At 53.9% G+C, this 14,334-nt stretch carries 16 protein-coding genes; 9 read left to right on the top strand and 7 right to left on the bottom strand.

Annotation, left to right across the window (positions count from 1 at the left end; translation table 11 throughout):
* Positions 1–16: 16 nt before the first annotated feature.
* A complete protein-coding gene (locus tag ACCC84_RS03385; RefSeq protein ID WP_198774042.1) occupies positions 17–1,435 on the bottom strand; it encodes a glutamine synthetase family protein in 1,419 nt (472 codons plus the stop codon).
* 237 nt (positions 1,436–1,672) lie between these two features.
* Here ACCC84_RS03385 and puuD point away from each other — a divergent pair, with 237 nt between their 5' ends.
* The 4 genes from puuD to ACCC84_RS03365 are packed head-to-tail and all read left to right on the top strand — an operon-like array spanning position 1,673 to position 5,798.
* Positions 1,673–2,440 (top strand): gamma-glutamyl-gamma-aminobutyrate hydrolase, encoded by a 768-nt coding sequence (gene puuD, locus ACCC84_RS03380; protein ID WP_004963853.1) that lies wholly within the window; start codon positions 1,673–1,675, stop codon positions 2,438–2,440.
* Positions 2,437–2,994, top strand: coding sequence for an HTH-type transcriptional regulator PuuR (gene puuR, locus ACCC84_RS03375; protein ID WP_004963856.1), 558 nt, complete (start codon positions 2,437–2,439; stop codon positions 2,992–2,994). The genes puuD and puuR overlap by 4 nt, the downstream gene beginning before the upstream one ends.
* A gap of 15 nt (positions 2,995–3,009) precedes the next feature.
* The gene (gene puuC / locus ACCC84_RS03370) at positions 3,010–4,506 is read left to right on the top strand and encodes an aldehyde dehydrogenase PuuC (RefSeq protein WP_273867783.1); all 1,497 of its coding nucleotides are present in this window, start codon (positions 3,010–3,012) and stop codon (positions 4,504–4,506) included.
* Between the two features lie 11 nt (positions 4,507–4,517).
* Positions 4,518–5,798, top strand: a complete 1,281-nt coding sequence (locus ACCC84_RS03365) for an NAD(P)/FAD-dependent oxidoreductase (RefSeq protein WP_004963865.1) — start codon at positions 4,518–4,520, stop codon at positions 5,796–5,798.
* 61 nt (positions 5,799–5,859) lie between these two features.
* Here the strand turns inward: ACCC84_RS03365 and budC are convergent, their stop codons facing one another.
* From budC to ACCC84_RS03340, 5 genes are all read right to left on the bottom strand, one after another.
* Positions 5,860–6,615, bottom strand: a complete 756-nt coding sequence (budC, locus tag ACCC84_RS03360) for a meso-2,3-butanediol dehydrogenase (RefSeq protein WP_198774046.1) — start codon at positions 6,613–6,615, stop codon at positions 5,860–5,862.
* Positions 6,616–6,770: 155 nt separating this feature from the next.
* Positions 6,771–7,196, bottom strand: a complete 426-nt coding sequence (locus tag ACCC84_RS03355; RefSeq protein ID WP_039992174.1) for a universal stress protein — start codon at positions 7,194–7,196, stop codon at positions 6,771–6,773.
* Positions 7,197–7,478: 282 nt separating this feature from the next.
* Positions 7,479–7,703: a YgdI/YgdR family lipoprotein gene (locus ACCC84_RS03350; RefSeq protein ID WP_371901551.1), complete on the bottom strand. Its 225-nt coding sequence runs from the start codon at positions 7,701–7,703 to the stop codon at positions 7,479–7,481.
* 145 nt (positions 7,704–7,848) lie between these two features.
* The gene (locus ACCC84_RS03345) at positions 7,849–8,754 is read right to left on the bottom strand and encodes a manganese catalase family protein (RefSeq protein WP_004963877.1); all 906 of its coding nucleotides are present in this window, start codon (positions 8,752–8,754) and stop codon (positions 7,849–7,851) included.
* A 74-nt stretch (positions 8,755–8,828) separates the two neighbouring features.
* On the bottom strand, positions 8,829–9,335 hold the full coding sequence (locus ACCC84_RS03340) for a ferritin-like domain-containing protein (RefSeq protein WP_004963881.1): 507 nt from the start codon (positions 9,333–9,335) through the stop codon (positions 8,829–8,831).
* Positions 9,336–9,804: 469 nt separating this feature from the next.
* Between ACCC84_RS03340 and ACCC84_RS03335 the strand changes: the two genes are divergently transcribed.
* From ACCC84_RS03335 to ACCC84_RS03325, 3 genes are all read left to right on the top strand, one after another.
* Positions 9,805–10,023 carry a con-10 family general stress protein gene (locus ACCC84_RS03335; protein WP_004963884.1) on the top strand — a complete coding sequence of 73 codons (219 nt, stop codon included), beginning with the start codon at positions 9,805–9,807 and terminating at the stop codon, positions 10,021–10,023.
* Positions 10,024–10,232: 209 nt separating this feature from the next.
* Positions 10,233–11,189: a glutamate-cysteine ligase family protein gene (locus tag ACCC84_RS03330; protein WP_004963891.1), complete on the top strand. Its 957-nt coding sequence runs from the start codon at positions 10,233–10,235 to the stop codon at positions 11,187–11,189.
* Positions 11,176–11,361 (top strand): hypothetical protein, encoded by a 186-nt coding sequence (locus tag ACCC84_RS03325; RefSeq protein WP_371901550.1) that lies wholly within the window; start codon positions 11,176–11,178, stop codon positions 11,359–11,361. Before ACCC84_RS03330 ends, ACCC84_RS03325 begins: the two co-directional genes overlap by 14 nt.
* A 432-nt stretch (positions 11,362–11,793) precedes the next feature.
* Here ACCC84_RS03325 and ACCC84_RS03320 read toward each other — a convergent pair whose 3' ends face one another.
* Positions 11,794–12,183, bottom strand: coding sequence for a helix-turn-helix domain-containing protein (locus ACCC84_RS03320; RefSeq protein WP_004963900.1), 390 nt, complete (start codon positions 12,181–12,183; stop codon positions 11,794–11,796).
* A 96-nt stretch (positions 12,184–12,279) separates the two neighbouring features.
* Between ACCC84_RS03320 and ACCC84_RS03315 the strand changes: the two genes are divergently transcribed.
* Together ACCC84_RS03315 and ACCC84_RS03310 are read left to right on the top strand one after the other, a co-directional pair.
* Positions 12,280–12,786 carry a DUF2938 domain-containing protein gene (locus ACCC84_RS03315; protein ID WP_273867777.1) on the top strand — a complete coding sequence of 169 codons (507 nt, stop codon included), beginning with the start codon at positions 12,280–12,282 and terminating at the stop codon, positions 12,784–12,786.
* A gap of 612 nt (positions 12,787–13,398) precedes the next feature.
* Positions 13,399–14,319, top strand: a complete 921-nt coding sequence (locus ACCC84_RS03310) for a GNAT family N-acetyltransferase (protein WP_039992176.1) — start codon at positions 13,399–13,401, stop codon at positions 14,317–14,319.
* Positions 14,320–14,334 lie beyond the last annotated feature (15 nt).

Genomic DNA, 14,334 nt, shown 5'->3' with positions numbered 1-14,334 from the left:
GAGTGAATGGGCGGAATCAGGCGTTTTTCAGCATCCACTCAATTTCGGTTTCGGTGATCAGGCGTTCAAACTGCACCAATTCATCGGTTTTGCAGGCCAGGTAAACGTGAGTGAAGCGCTCGCCGAGCAAACGATGCAACACCGGCTGATGCTCAAACTCGTACAGCGCGTCGCTCTGGCGGATCGGGAACGGCAACCCTTCCTGCTCCAGTCCGTTGCCGGTTACCGGCTCCGGTAAGGACAGCGGAGTGTCCAATCCATATACGATGCCGGCCAGCACGGCTGCCATCACCAGATAGGGGTTGGCGTCAGCGCCAGCCACCCGGTATTCCACCCGATGACTGTCGCGATCGCCGCAGGGAATGCGCAGCGCCACGGTGCGGTTATTATGCCCCCACGACGCCTGGATCGGCACATACATGCCCGGCTGAAAACGCCGATAGGCGTTGACGTTCGGTGCCAGCAGCGCCATCGACGCCGGCATCAGCGCGATCATGCCCGCCAGCGCCTGTTTCAATAGCGCAGAATCTTCACCATCGGCGTCGGAAAATACGTTATTTCCCTCATTGTCCAGCATGCTGATGTGGATATGCATGCCGCTGCCGGCGTGCTCTTCATAGGGTTTGGCCATAAAGGTGGCGTGCATGTTGTGGTTTTCAGCCACCATGCGGATCAGGCGTTTCAAGGCCAACGCATGGTCGCAGGCTTGCAGCACGTCGCCGGTATGATGCAGGTTGACTTCGAACTGCCCAGGCGACGCTTCGGCCACCGCGCCGTCCGCCGGAATGCCTTGCAGGCGCGCCAGCTCGTCGATGTCACTCAGCACATCGGCAAAATGATTAAGGTTATCGACCGAATACACCTGACTCTGGGTGTTGCGTTCCTGGGTGCCCGGCGCACAAGGCGGTTGTAGATAGCCTTCGGCGTCGCGCTGGCGATCGATGAGATAGAACTCCAACTCTACCGCTACCACGGGAGACAACCCGCGCTGCCGCAAGCGCTGCCATACACGGTTCAGCACATTGCGCGGTTCAACGTCAAAGGGAGTGCCATCTTCATCCAGCATGGTGAGCAACACCTGACCGATATACTGCGGGTCCGCCGCCGACGGCGTCAGACTACCCGGCACCGGAACGCAGATATGATCCGGCTCGCCCAGTTCCTGCCCCAACCCGGCCTCTTCGACCACATTGCCCAGGATGTCCATCGCGAATACCGAAGCCGGGAAGTAACAGCCCTTCTCCAGCTTGTTCAAGCCAGCTAGCGGAATACGCTTGCCACGGAAACTGCCGTTCAGATCGGTCAGCAACACGTCAATGTGCTGGGTTAACGGATAGCGTTCCAGGTATTTGTTCACCTCGCGCTGGAACATGCTACTTCGCCTTTCTTCATTGTGTTGAACAAAGTTTTCCACTTCTACGATGTTGGTCTGCATGGGTCACCCGCCGTTATGTTTGCTCAGTGGTTTTCACTACTGTCTGCGGTCGATGTTTTCGACCAGGATGCTCAATATAATGTCCACCAATGAAACATAGATGCAACAAAATTGTTTTGCAAGTGTTACTTTTGGTTTGAATATTAGGCTACCCACTGCTAGATTTATTAAATATTGAACAAAAAAGCCAGCAAAGACGTGTTTCGTTCATAATTTCGAACATACCAAGAGGATATCATGGGCAATATATTTAACAGGCCGATCGTCGGCGTCGTGATGTGCCGCCATAGGCTAAACCAACATCCGACACAGACCTTGCAAGAAAAGTACCTGAATGCGGTACTCGCCGCCGGCGGATTACCGATCGCCCTGCCACACGCGCTGGCAGAACCGGATTTGCTGGAAAATCTGCTGCCATACCTGGACGGCGTGATGCTGCCTGGCAGCCCCAGCAATGTGCAGCCGCACCTTTATGGTGAAAACGGCGATGAGCCTGACGCCGATCCTGGGCGTGATGAACTGAGCCTGGCGCTGATCCGCCTGGCGCTGGACAGGCGCATTCCCCTTTTCGCCATTTGCCGGGGCATGCAGGAAATGGTGGTAGCCACCGAAGGTACCCTGCACCGTCGCCTGTACGAACGCCCCGAGCTGTTGGAACACCGAGAAGATCACGATCTGCCGCTGGAACAGCAATATGCCCCGGCGCACGAAGTCATCGTCGCAGACGGCGGGCTGCTTTCGCAACTGATCCCGGATTGCAACCGCTTTTGGGTCAACTCGCTGCATGGCCAGGGTGCCAAGACCCTTGGCGCCGGCATACGTATTGAAGCGCATGCCGCCGACGGATTGGTGGAAGCCATCAGCGTACGCGATCGGCCATTTGCCCTCGGCGTGCAGTGGCATCCAGAGTGGAACAGCGATGAATACGCGCTGTCGCGCCTGCTGTTTGAAGGTTTCATCGCGGCATGCCGCCGCTACCACCAGGAAAAGGAACAGCGCCAATGAGCAATGCCAGCTTGGCTCCGGGGAAACGCCTGTCGCAGATCCGTCAGCAGTTAGGTTTGTCGCAGCGCCGCGTGGCCGAACTGTCTGGATTAACCCACAGCGCCATCAGCACTATCGAGCAGGACAAGGTCAGTCCGGCCATCAGTACGCTGCAAAAGCTGCTGACGGTGTACGGACTGTCGTTGTCAGCGTTTTTCGCCGAGCCCGACAAACCTGCGGAGCCGCAAATTGTGATTGAGCAAGCAGATTTAATCGAAATCGGCAGTCAGGGGGTATCGATGAAGTTGATTCATAACGGCGACCCCAATCGTACGCTGGCCATGATGATCGAAACCTATGAGCCGGGCACCACCACCGGCGAACGCATCAAGCATCAGGGGGAAGAGATCGGCACCCTGCTGGAGGGCGAAGTGATGCTATTGGTCAACGGTCAGACTTACGCGTTGGCCGCCGGCCAGAGTTACGCCATCAACACCGGTATTCCCCACAGTTTCAGCAACACTTCGGCGCGCATTTGTCGCATTGTCAGCGCCCACACGCCGACCACATTCTGATTAACGGAGCAAGGTATGGATTTCCATCATCAGCAATACTGGCAACAGCGGGCGCAGGCCCTGAAGATTGAGAATCGACTGTTTATCAATGGCCGTTATCTGCCCGCCGCCGAGGGCGGTACCTTTGCGGTGGACGATCCCGCCGGGCAACGCGAGCTGACACAGGTCGCTCGCGCAACCGGCGTCGATGTCGACCTGGCGGTACGCGCCGCGCGTGAGGCATTCGAGCGTGGTGACTGGTCGCAGGCCTCGCCGGCGCAACGCAAGTCCACGCTGGCAACGCTGGCGACGCTGATGGAACAACATGCAGAAACGCTGGCATTGCTGGAAACGCTAGACACCGGCAAGCCGATTCGCCATAGCCTGCGCGACGATATTCCGGGGGCCATACGCTGCATCCGCTGGTACGCCGAAGCCATCGATAAGGTTTACGGCGAGATAGCCCCAACCGGCAACGATTCGCTGGCGCTGATCGCCCGCGAACCGGTCGGAGTGGTCGGCGCGATTGTGCCGTGGAATTTCCCGTTGCAGCTGGCCTGTTGGAAGCTCGGTCCGGCGCTGGCAACCGGCAATAGCGTGGTGTTGAAGCCGTCGGAAAAATCGCCGCTGAGCGCCATTTATCTCGCCCAACTGGCGACGCAGGCCGGGCTGCCGGACGGCGTTCTGAACGTCGTGCCCGGTTACGGCCACGATGCTGGCAAAGCGCTGGCGCTACATCATGATGTCGACGCCCTGACCTTCACCGGCTCGACCCAGGTCGCCAAACAGTTACTGATCTACGCCGGTGAATCGAACATGAAGCGCGTGTGGCTGGAAGCCGGCGGCAAAAGTGCCAATATCATTTTCGCCGATTGCCCGGATATTGATAAGGCCGCGCAAAACGCCGCCGCCGGTATCTTTTATAACCAGGGACAGGTTTGCATCGCCGGAACGCGTCTGTTGGTAGAAGAAAGCATCCAGCAACCGTTCTTGCAGGCGCTACGCAGGCACGCGGCCGCCTTCACACCTGGCGATCCGCTCGATCCGACCAGCGCGATGGGCACGTTGATCGACAGCGACCACCGGCAGAAGGTGGCCAACGCTATTGAACGTGGCCTGCAGCAGGGTGCCACACTGTTTCTCGACGGCCGCACGCACCCGTTGGGCGATCATGACGGTTATCTGGGACCGACCATTCTGACTGCGGTAGACAACCGTATGGACCTTGCCCGTGAGGAGATATTCGGCCCGGTACTGGCGGTGACGACGTTTAACGGTGAACAACAGGCGATTCAATTGGCCAACGACAGCGATTACGGTCTGGGAGCCGCACTGTGGACTCGCGATCTGTCGCGCGCCCATCGTCTGTCACGCCAACTGAAAGCCGGTTCGGTATTCGTCAATAATTACAATGATGGCGACATGACCGTGCCGTTCGGCGGCTACAAGCAAAGCGGCAATGGGCGTGACAAGTCGCTGCATGCGCTGGAAAAATTCACCGAACTGAAAACCACCTGGATTTCACTCGACTAAGGACCGACAACATGACTGAACACGTGAAGAGTTATTATGCCGCCAGCGCCAACGCTCATCAGCCTTATCCACAGTTGAGCGAGTCATTGGAGTGCGACGTCTGCATCGTCGGCGGCGGCTACACCGGCCTGTCCTCGGCGCTGTTCCTGGTGGAAGCCGGCTATGACGTGGTGTTGCTGGAATCCGCGCGCATCGGCTTTGGCGCCAGCGGTCGCAACGGCGGCCAATTGGTCAACTCCTACAGCCGCGATATTGATGTGATCGAACAGCGCTACGGCGCAGAAAGCGCCCGGATGCTCGGCAGCATGATGTTCGAGGGCGCCGATATTATCCGCAGCCGCATCGAACGTTATGCCATCGATTGCGACTACCGACCGGGCGGCATTTTCGCCGCTATCAACAACAAGCAATACCATGCACTGATCGAGCAGAAACAGAACTGGGAGCGTTACGGCAACGCACAACTGGAACTGCTGGACGGTGCGCGCATTCGCCAGGAAGTGGCCAGCGATCGTTATGTCGGCGCGCTACTCGACCACAGCGGCGGCCACATTCATCCATTGAATCTGGCGCTTGGCGAGGCCGAAGCCGTGCGCCAGCAAGGCGGTCGGATCTTCGAGCAGTCGGCCGTTACGCAGATTCGCCATGGGGAGCCGGCGCTGGTCAGCACCGCCCACGGCCAGGTAAAAGCACGTCATGTGATCGTCGCAGGCAATGCCTACCTGGGCGACAAACTGGAGCCGAAACTGGCCAAAAGCAGCATGCCATGCGGCACCCAGGTGGTAACCACCGAACCGCTGGCAGCGGAGATCGCCCAGGCGTTGATCCCGCATAACTACTGTGTGGAAGATTGTAACTATTTGCTGGACTATTACCGCCTGACCGCCGATAACCGTTTGCTGTACGGCGGCGGCGTGGTGTACGGTGCGCGCGACCCGCAGGATATCGACAACCTGGTGCGTCCCAAGCTGTTGAAGACCTTCCCGCAATTGAAAGGGGTACGCCTCGACTACCGCTGGACCGGTAACTTCCTGCTGACGCTGTCACGCATGCCGCAGTTCGGCCGGCTGGAAAACAACATTTATTATATGCAGGGATACAGCGGTCACGGTGTTACCTGTACCCATCTGGCAGGGAAACTGATCGCGGAGTTGCTGCGCGGCGACGCGGAACGCTTTGACGCCTTCGCCAAGCTGCCGCACCTGCCGTTCTTTGGCGGACGTAATCTGCAAATCCCCTTCACCGCCATCGGTGCGGCCTACTACACCTTGCGCGATCGCATCGGCGTGTAACGCCAGGCGGGATCGGCATGCTGTGGGCGCGGTCTATCAGAGCGCGCCCACGCTTTATACCTTAGACAATTTTAGGTTGGCCATCCGAAGCGGTGGCACCGCCATCGACCGGAATATTGGCGCCATTAATAAAGCTGGCGTCATCGCTGGCAAGAAACGCCATCACCGCCGCCACCTCTTCCGGTTCTGCCGCCCGGCCGAGCGCAATGCGCTCGTTGAATTTATCGCGGATCTCCTGCGGCCAACCGTTGGTCATATTGGTTTTTACCAGACTCGGGCAAACAGCGTTGACGCGCACACCGTCACCGCCGTGGTCAAGCGCCATTGCACGAGTCAGGTTCACCACCGCCCCTTTGGCCGCGCAGTAATAGGCTGCCCCCCAGTCGCCCCCCAACCCGGACACTGAGGCGGTATTAACGATGCAGCCTCTGGTTTTCAGCAGGTACGGCAAGGCAAACTTGGAACAGAAAATCACGCCGTCGATATCAACGCCGGCAATACGTCGCCAGTCCGCAACGCTGGTTTGCAGTACGCTGCCTGCCACGTGCACGCCAGCGTTGTTCAGCAGCACATCAATGCGACCAAACTTCGCTGCGACCCCATCCATCATTTTCTCAACCGCCGCGGCATCCGACACATCGATATGCACCGCGTGCGCCTTACCTGCCGGCAAAGACGCCGCTACCGCGTCAACCGCCGTTTTTGCCCAGTCCGCCAGCACCACCGTGGCACCTTCGGCCGCAAAGCGACGCGCCGCCGCTTCCCCCATACCATTACCTGCGCCAGTAATAATCACTACTTTATTGTCAAAACGCATAGGACCTCCTCCATGTGAAGCGTATTTGCATAAATCATACAAATCCTTAACCGCTTCGAGGATAATCCTGCAATAGGGTGACCGCCAGTCAAAACGTGCGGTTTTATAACTCTAAAGAGTTATTATTCGGTGCTAATTGGCGGTAATGACGTTGATTAATCTTCGATCGGTATCACCAACAGGTCGACCTGCAGCGTATTAATCGCCTGACGCGTCGACGACTTCAAACGGCTCCAGATATCATGATGGTGGCCGAAGATAATCAGATCGAACCCTTTTTCTTTCGCCGCGTTGTTCAGTTCCTCCGTTAATTCCCCACGGCCGATGATCACCTCATCAACAGGATATGATGAGGATTTCTTGAACGATTCAAGAATGTTTTTTGCACGTTCAGAAAAGGTGTGATCGGTGTAGTTGTAGGCGCCAACCCCCAGTTCGGCGTAATAGCCGGTATGATGGACGTCGATATATATCATTGAAAGTTTGGCGTTTAAGGCACCGGCTAGCTTTGCACCCTTATCCAACAGGATTTCTGCATCTTCACTGAGATCGGTTGCAACGACAATATGTTGATATGCCATGATTACTGCCCTCCGCATTGCGCTTGCCCACAGGCGGCGTTCCTGACCACCGGCTTTCTATCCTCCTGATAGATACTGACAGTTTAGGCCAATGGCGATACGGTTGCCGAACATCAATGCACACCTGGCGGAAACCAGCGCGCCGTTAATTACCCGGTCATTGCCGGTCACCTTAACGACTCCCCAGCCGCGCCAACCTCCTGGCCGTAGCGTTTTCTCACGCGACGAGGACCCAAAAAAGCCCGGCAATCGCCGGGCTCGCATGGTCAGATGACGCTGACGTCAGCGCTCGATTTCAGACATCTCTCTGACTTCATCTCGGTTGATCTGCTGCTGCGTACCATTAGCATCTTTATACTTAATCAGCCCGGTCGCATTGTCCTCCGACGGTTTACCCTCACTGATGATGGTGCGGCCGTCGTTTGTATGGATAGCATAATTGCTTGAGCAACCTGCTAAAAAAGCAGAAATCAGCGTAACACACAGTACAGAGGCTAATTTTTCCATGGTTGCTAACTCCCTATAATGGACACAGTATAATATTTAGCATAATTTATGTTTTTTGCCATATGGATTAGTGCTTTATACTACACTCGCTGAATTATAAGACAGTTCCGACTACCTGACGCTGCACTGCAGCAATGGCTGCGTATCAACCGCCGGAACGGGTTTTGTCGGCCGCATCTTCCTCCAGCGGGCCACTTTTGCCCAGATCGCACCCCGTTAGCGGATTTACCCGCGGGTCGGACCGGGTCCGTTGGGCCATCGCCTCCACATCGCTCTGCTGTTCCAACGGCAATACCACGCTGGCGACCCCTTCGCCTCCATCCACGGCCGGCTGCGGTTCGGCAACATAGTGCAGATTTTCGTCCGCGTTCCAACTGCCACGTACTTCACCTTCCGCCGACATATTGAAATATTGGTCGGCGTATTCTTCGATCGGCGGCAATTTACCCGGAGGGAAATTGTTGCGGATCGCATACAGCGCTTTTTCAAAGGAGATCTGATGCGCCACTTCGCGGGTCATCAGAAAGCCGAGCGCCTGCTTGACGCCGGGATCGTCAGTGACGTTGATCAACCGCTCATAGATGATTTTGGCACGCGCTTCGGCGGCGATATTGGAGCGCAAATCAGCAGTGGGTTCGCCGATGGTATCGATATAGGCGGCACTCCAGGGGACGCCGGCAGAATTGGTCAACGCCGGGCCGCCGCCGTACAACAGCGACGTGATATGGCTGTCATTGCCATTGCCGGTCAGCGAACGGTACAGTTCCGCTTCACTTTCCGTGGCTTCAGCCAGCTGTCCTTTCGCTCCCTTGTTCAACATACCCACCAGAGAACCGATAATTTCCAGATGGCTCAACTCTTCGGTGGCGATATCGAGCAGCATATCGCGGCGCCCGAGATCGTCTTCACCCAGTCCCTGGATAAAATAGCGGCAGGCCGCAGCCAGTTCGCCTTGCGGTCCACCAAATTGTTCAAGCAATAGGTTGGCCAGGCCCGGATTGGGCTCTGATACGCGGACGGTGTATTGCAGCTTTTTTACGTGTCGAAACATGATGTTCTCCTGTTCAGTACCCCCGCACCTTGGCAAGTGCCCGGTTCTGTAGGCTGAAACGGCATCAACTCCGGTCAATTTTTGGCTTCCACTTCCGGTGTGGCAGAGCGCACCAGAAATTGCTCGGTCACCGTCGGTAAATGCGTCAACGCCCACTCGGCCATTTTCTGTTCCTGCTCACGGATTTGCTCAAAGATGCGCGCGCCTTCGGTATCGCCGACCAGTTCGGCAGCGGCAATCAGCGAGGTGTAACAACCCATCTCAAAATTCTCAAAGGTATAGCTGCTGATGGCGCCCTTGACGACTTCATCTTCAGTAAACATTCCCCCCAACGCCTGACCCATGGCGGTCATTTTGCCCATGGTATCTTTCAGCGCCGAATTGGAGGTGTCGTTGCGTTCAATAACCGTTTGTAATAACGCCTGTTGTTGCAGCGTTTCATCGATGTGCTGCTCAATGCGCGCTTTGAGATCGGGATAATGTTCCAAGCGGTCGGCCATACTACGCAACATGGTTTCCGCCTGCTTTTCCATCGCGTGGGCGTCACGTAGCCAGTCAAGATAATTTTCTTCGTATGTCATGCTGCTACCTCGCTAAGGGGTGCTGGTAGGTGATATATCAAACTTTAGGTTAGGAATTTTATTAACAAATTTAAAATGACTTATATACCCCCCATTTAAAACAGATGAGGGTTATTAGCCCGCTATTTCACCCTCATGCTATCGGTAAAAATGTTAATCATTCCACGCGGGCATATTATAAACGATAGACCTTAATAGCGATTTTTCGAGGTCGTAATAGATAAAAAATTGAAAATTGTGGTAATTATTTTCGCAATACGCCCAACGGTTAAATAAAATAATTAAATGTTTTATTTTTGTTATTGAATTATTTCAGAGAATTTCAGTGGGTTTAAATTTTTATATCACACCGCTATCCCATGGAAAAAACCGTCATAGGTTCTATAGTTTTACCTGATCGGAGAAATCTTAATTTCTTTGATATCAGCAAACCCTTATTAAATTAACTCTCTTTATTCAGGAGGTTATTATGGTAGAGCATCGTGGCGGTTCAGGTAATTTTGCTGAAGACAGGGAACGCGCTTCTGAAGCCGGTAAAAAAGGCGGTCAAGAGAGCGGTGGGAATTTCAAAAACGATCCACAACGCGCTGCGGAGGCAGGTAAAAAAGGCGGTCAGGTCAGCGGTGGTAACTTTAAAAATGACCCTGAGCGCGCCGCTGAGGCCGGCAAAAAAGGCGGGCAACATTAAGCGTATCGGCGCTTGACGTTAGCCGTTCTGCCAGGTTATTTGCCGCCAGCCAGCCCTGCAATGGGGTTGGCTGTAGGTAATTGGCATAATAAACATCATTGATGTGGCATCGTTGAATCTGCCTGTACCGCACCAATCCAACAACCGCCGGTACGCCATGACAGATTTGTTTTTCTGGCATCGACAGCAATTCGTTTGAGGAGTTGAACATGCAGCACACTTCTTTTACACGCGCCCATCGCCACACCATCAGTACCGAGTTGAAGCTGCAATTGGTCGATTTGACTACCTTTCAGTTTGCCAATCGCGTGCCGGAAGTGGTCAGCCTGTGCAAGGTGAAAGATTATATAAAAACCCATAATAATCAGCCTGTCATCAATGTATTCAGTACCATGCATGCCACGCCCGCTACGTTGCTTGACGAGCTGAAAAGTATTACCGTCAACCTGGCAGACAGCGCCGCTCGCTGCCACTGCGGGTTATGCGGCGGCGGGGCACGAATCGACCACCGGGCTGTCTGCGGATTCGGCCAGAATATTCACGTCAGCGTTGAGGACGCCAATCAGGCCGCTTATCTTTGTCAGGCGCTAAAGGCATACTTGCCGCATTTTATCGCATTGAATGATTCGTCGCCGTTTAACCAACCCGACCCCGCTGACGCGGTACCTTCCCCCATCAGACCAAGGCCGGAGCTGGGTAGCGTCGAAATCGGCATATGCGATTCGCCCCTTACCTTGCCCCATGCGGCCATGCTGTGCGGCTATGCGCAGCTGTTGGTCAATTTGCTGCTTGCCGTTCAGCCTGATGTCCCCGTAGATCGAGACGCCTGCTATGCCAGCAACCTGCGCAATGCACGCCGTGCGGGCGTGTCAGCCCATTATACCGATCCCCTGAAGGGAGAAACCGTCATGTTGAAGCAGCACATTGACGCCACGCTAACGCTGTTGACGCAACTCAGCAAGGAGGATGAGTGCGGCGTAATAAAATACTTCCGTCATTATTTGCAGCAAGAATATCATGACGGAGAATTGTTACGTCATAACTTGGACGTTGGTGTCGGCACGGCTGGCATCGCCCGTTCCATGATCAATTTACTGATCCCTCCTGAGCATATTATTGTTAATGAGCAATCCATGCTCCAGCGGAGTGCCTATGAAACTTTATGAGTTGCTGATAGGGAAATTCTCGGTATATGTGGTAGCGAAAAATGAGGAGCATGCCAAAGACCAGGCAATGGAAATAGCCTTTCACCTCGCCGAACGGGGGCCGAGCATGTATATATCGGGAATGATACTGTGTGAAGCCGATACTGTTCACCTGGAACGTTACCATCACTGAATGCATGCCGATAAAATTTATTTTTATTTTATTTCCCTTATGCCAATCTATGAAAAATGCCATAAGAAATACAAATAAAAAATTAGGAAATTTATTATTTCTAATGGTTTCAATCAGGAAGACGGTCTATTATTAAAGTGTCGTTTCACGACAATATAGAGTCGCTTCGTTACCCCACACGGCTCATGGATTTGAGCCACCTCCTCAACGAAGCAGACCTATCGCGACAAGTTAATTTCCCCTTTGCATTTGCAAACCCGGCCTTACGGCCGGGTTCTTTCTCTCTATCGCACGAATGGGGTGCCACGCATCGCCCTTCTCAGGCGAGCACCATGATTATTTTTTACTTTGTCATGGCTGCTATGGTTGTCCCCCTTTGATAATCCTGACTCAACACCATGGCATTTATAGATCCCTTGATGGAACATCCTGTTACTCAGGCAATAGTTTAAGCATTCTTTGAAATGACGGGCAGGATAAATGGTCACTGGCCGGGCAAGCGACCACATGCCGTAAACCATCGCGTACCGCACTCAGGCGCCGAATGGTGTTATCTATTTCTGTCGCTTTGGCCGCCAGACGTTGACGATCTATCTGCATTTGTCCCTGCGCATTAAACATGGCGCTGATTTCCGTCAATTGCAGGCCAGCCTGCCGACCCAGTTTGATAATCGCCAGCGTTTGTAACACGCTCGGATGGTATTGCCTGCGCAAGCCGCGACGACCAATCGAATGGATCAATCCTTGCTCTTCATAGTAACGCAACGCGGATGCTGCCAAACCGCTGCGTTTTGCCACCTCGGCAATGTCCAGCTCGTTCATGCTTGACCTCAAGTCAACATTAAGTTGCACAATGACGCCCACTCTACCACCGCAGCCAATCACTGGCTGCACTCGTCATCATCTTGAGAGAAAAACATGACCACTACCAATACCATCATCGCCACTTGTTTTATCGGTATCCTCGGCACCGGCGTTATGGATGTATGGGCATTGATACTGCGAAAAATGTTCGGCATCAAACCGCTGGATTATGCCTTGGTAGGGCGCTGGGTCGGCCTGATGAGGCACGGGCAATTTTGCCACCGAACCATCATAACCACGCCGCCGATAGCCGGGGAGCGCCAGCTCGGTTGGCTGTTGCATTACGCCATCGGCATGGCCTGCGCGGCGGTATTGATAGCCGCCGCCGGCTGGCCATGGCTGTATGCGCCAACCCTGGCACCGGCGCTGTTGGTCGGCGTCAGCAGCGTTATCGCACCGCTGCTGGTGATGCAGCCGGCGTTTGGTTTTGGCTTTGCGGCAACCAAAACGTCATCCCCGCTGCAAGCCTGTCTGCGTAGTCTGATGGCACATGGCGTGTTCGGCATCGGGTTGTATCTGGCGGCACGGCTATTCAATGGGCTGGGCTGTTTTATGCCATAAACATAACCTAATGATTGAGAATATACATAATGACCATTACTCGCGTTGACGCCGCTGAGCAACGCTCATAGGCAGATTGTATTCGTGGTCGGGGCTGGCGGCTACCGAAGGTCGGTTACAGGGCATCGATAATTGATTGCCAGCGTCAGCTGGACAAAACGGTTGCGCTGTAACGTTGCACCCAGCGGGAACCTGATGGTTCCTTTTTTATTCTCCAACTTACAACGGTTAAACGATAGCGTCGCCCATCCATAAAGCTTTCAGCGGCATAGCGCTCTCCATCAGGCGTTCGACGCCATAGGTCACGGTCTTGCGCCTGCCTTGGCGTTAACAGTCCCTATCGCCGCTTTAAACCTGCGTCGGCGATGCAGCACCAGCCCCCGACAATATAAGTCGCTGAATAATAGGCGCGAATTAAATTGCCGATTTTTTGATAGCCGTTGAACCCTGGTTAAAGCATCCGTATTTACAGTAGTCCCAGTTTAGTTTTACCCGCGGAAACGCTTAATAAAGAGCGGTCAATCAGCACCGCACAATGACCATTGTTCATCCTGATGCATGATGTTTCCCTTCATGTAAATGACGTTTAATACATAAGAAGTTATACAGGCTATGATACGGAAAATTATTTCCTTCGCATCCGGTTGGCGCGTAGGCACAGCAGAAGAATATAGAACATGTTATCGCCTGTATGGCGGCAGTTTTGTAACCCACCCTGACGTTTTAAATTTTATGCAGCGTCAGTTAAACCTGCGGCATAATTACTACATCAAAAAAGGAGAAAATAACGCTCTGCTCGGCGGCATGTGTACCAATGGAACGAAAGAAATTGCTCTCATTGGCCGCACGTCCCAACAATCGGGCATCGATCTGTTCCCCTTTAACAAAGATGAAATTATTTTACCCATCAGCCGCTGTGTTAAAACAGTGATCCCCTATCGTTCAAAGATCCTATCCCGCATTAACGGCCGCTGTACGCTCAACGCCACCTTCTCACTGAATAGTCATCGTGAAATATGCCTGGCTAAAACCTGTGGCAAAGGCGGCTATTCGGCATCAACTAAAAACAGTCGCAACCGTGAGTTGAAAAAATTCCTCAGTTCAGGCGGTGAGGTCGTCGATCAGGCACTATTAACACCGACTCAAATCGTCGATATTTATTTTGAGCTGTATGCAAAACGCTGGGGTGAAAGACCCGCGAATGAGCGACAAATGATGGACATGATAACCTCCCTGCGTGATATGATTTTCGGTTATGTGCTGTTCTATAACGGCCAGCCGTGCGCATTCCAACTCATTACCCGCGCTGACAGTCCAGAGTGGATCTGCTTTGATTATGTCAATGGTGGCTATGATCGCCAATACAACGGATTTTGCCCAGGCACGATCGTAACATGGTTAAACGTTCGTGCTGCATACGAGCTATGCCAACGGCAAGATAAAGAGATGCGCTACTCTTTTGGCAAGCCGACGGAAGCGTATAAAGACCGCTGGTGTCAACGTGCGCCGCTGGGGCGCACGCTGTCGTTTTAAAGCCATAAACGTGGC

The sequence above is a fragment of the Serratia odorifera genome, from assembly GCF_041448735.1.
GTDB classification, from domain to species: domain Bacteria; phylum Pseudomonadota; class Gammaproteobacteria; order Enterobacterales; family Enterobacteriaceae; genus Serratia_F; species Serratia_F odorifera.
This window is presented reverse-complemented; position numbering and strand designations above follow the sequence as displayed.

Bases quoted from the DNA above. Each gene is read 5' to 3' on its own strand.
- ACCC84_RS03365 (WP_004963865.1), top strand. From the start codon at position 4,518: ATGACTGAACACGTGAAGAGTTATTATGCCGCCAGCGCCAACGCTCAT.
- puuC (WP_273867783.1), top strand. From the start codon at position 3,010: ATGGATTTCCATCATCAGCAATACTGGCAACAGCGGGCGCAGGCCCTG.
- ACCC84_RS03345 (WP_004963877.1), bottom strand. From the start codon at position 8,754: ATGTTTCGACACGTAAAAAAGCTGCAATACACCGTCCGCGTATCAGAG.
- ACCC84_RS03355 (WP_039992174.1), bottom strand. From the start codon at position 7,196: ATGGCATATCAACATATTGTCGTTGCAACCGATCTCAGTGAAGATGCA.
- ACCC84_RS03340 (WP_004963881.1), bottom strand. From the start codon at position 9,335: ATGACATACGAAGAAAATTATCTTGACTGGCTACGTGACGCCCACGCG.
- budC (WP_198774046.1), bottom strand. From the start codon at position 6,615: ATGCGTTTTGACAATAAAGTAGTGATTATTACTGGCGCAGGTAATGGT.
- ACCC84_RS03315 (WP_273867777.1), top strand. From the start codon at position 12,280: ATGACCACTACCAATACCATCATCGCCACTTGTTTTATCGGTATCCTC.
- ACCC84_RS03385 (WP_198774042.1), bottom strand. From the start codon at position 1,435: ATGCAGACCAACATCGTAGAAGTGGAAAACTTTGTTCAACACAATGAA.
- ACCC84_RS03325 (WP_371901550.1), top strand. From the start codon at position 11,176: ATGAAACTTTATGAGTTGCTGATAGGGAAATTCTCGGTATATGTGGTA.
- ACCC84_RS03330 (WP_004963891.1), top strand. From the start codon at position 10,233: ATGCAGCACACTTCTTTTACACGCGCCCATCGCCACACCATCAGTACC.
- ACCC84_RS03310 (WP_039992176.1), top strand. From the start codon at position 13,399: ATGATACGGAAAATTATTTCCTTCGCATCCGGTTGGCGCGTAGGCACA.
- ACCC84_RS03335 (WP_004963884.1), top strand. From the start codon at position 9,805: ATGGTAGAGCATCGTGGCGGTTCAGGTAATTTTGCTGAAGACAGGGAA.
- puuR (WP_004963856.1), top strand. From the start codon at position 2,437: ATGAGCAATGCCAGCTTGGCTCCGGGGAAACGCCTGTCGCAGATCCGT.
- puuD (WP_004963853.1), top strand. From the start codon at position 1,673: ATGGGCAATATATTTAACAGGCCGATCGTCGGCGTCGTGATGTGCCGC.
- ACCC84_RS03350 (WP_371901551.1), bottom strand. From the start codon at position 7,703: ATGGAAAAATTAGCCTCTGTACTGTGTGTTACGCTGATTTCTGCTTTT.
- ACCC84_RS03320 (WP_004963900.1), bottom strand. From the start codon at position 12,183: ATGAACGAGCTGGACATTGCCGAGGTGGCAAAACGCAGCGGTTTGGCA.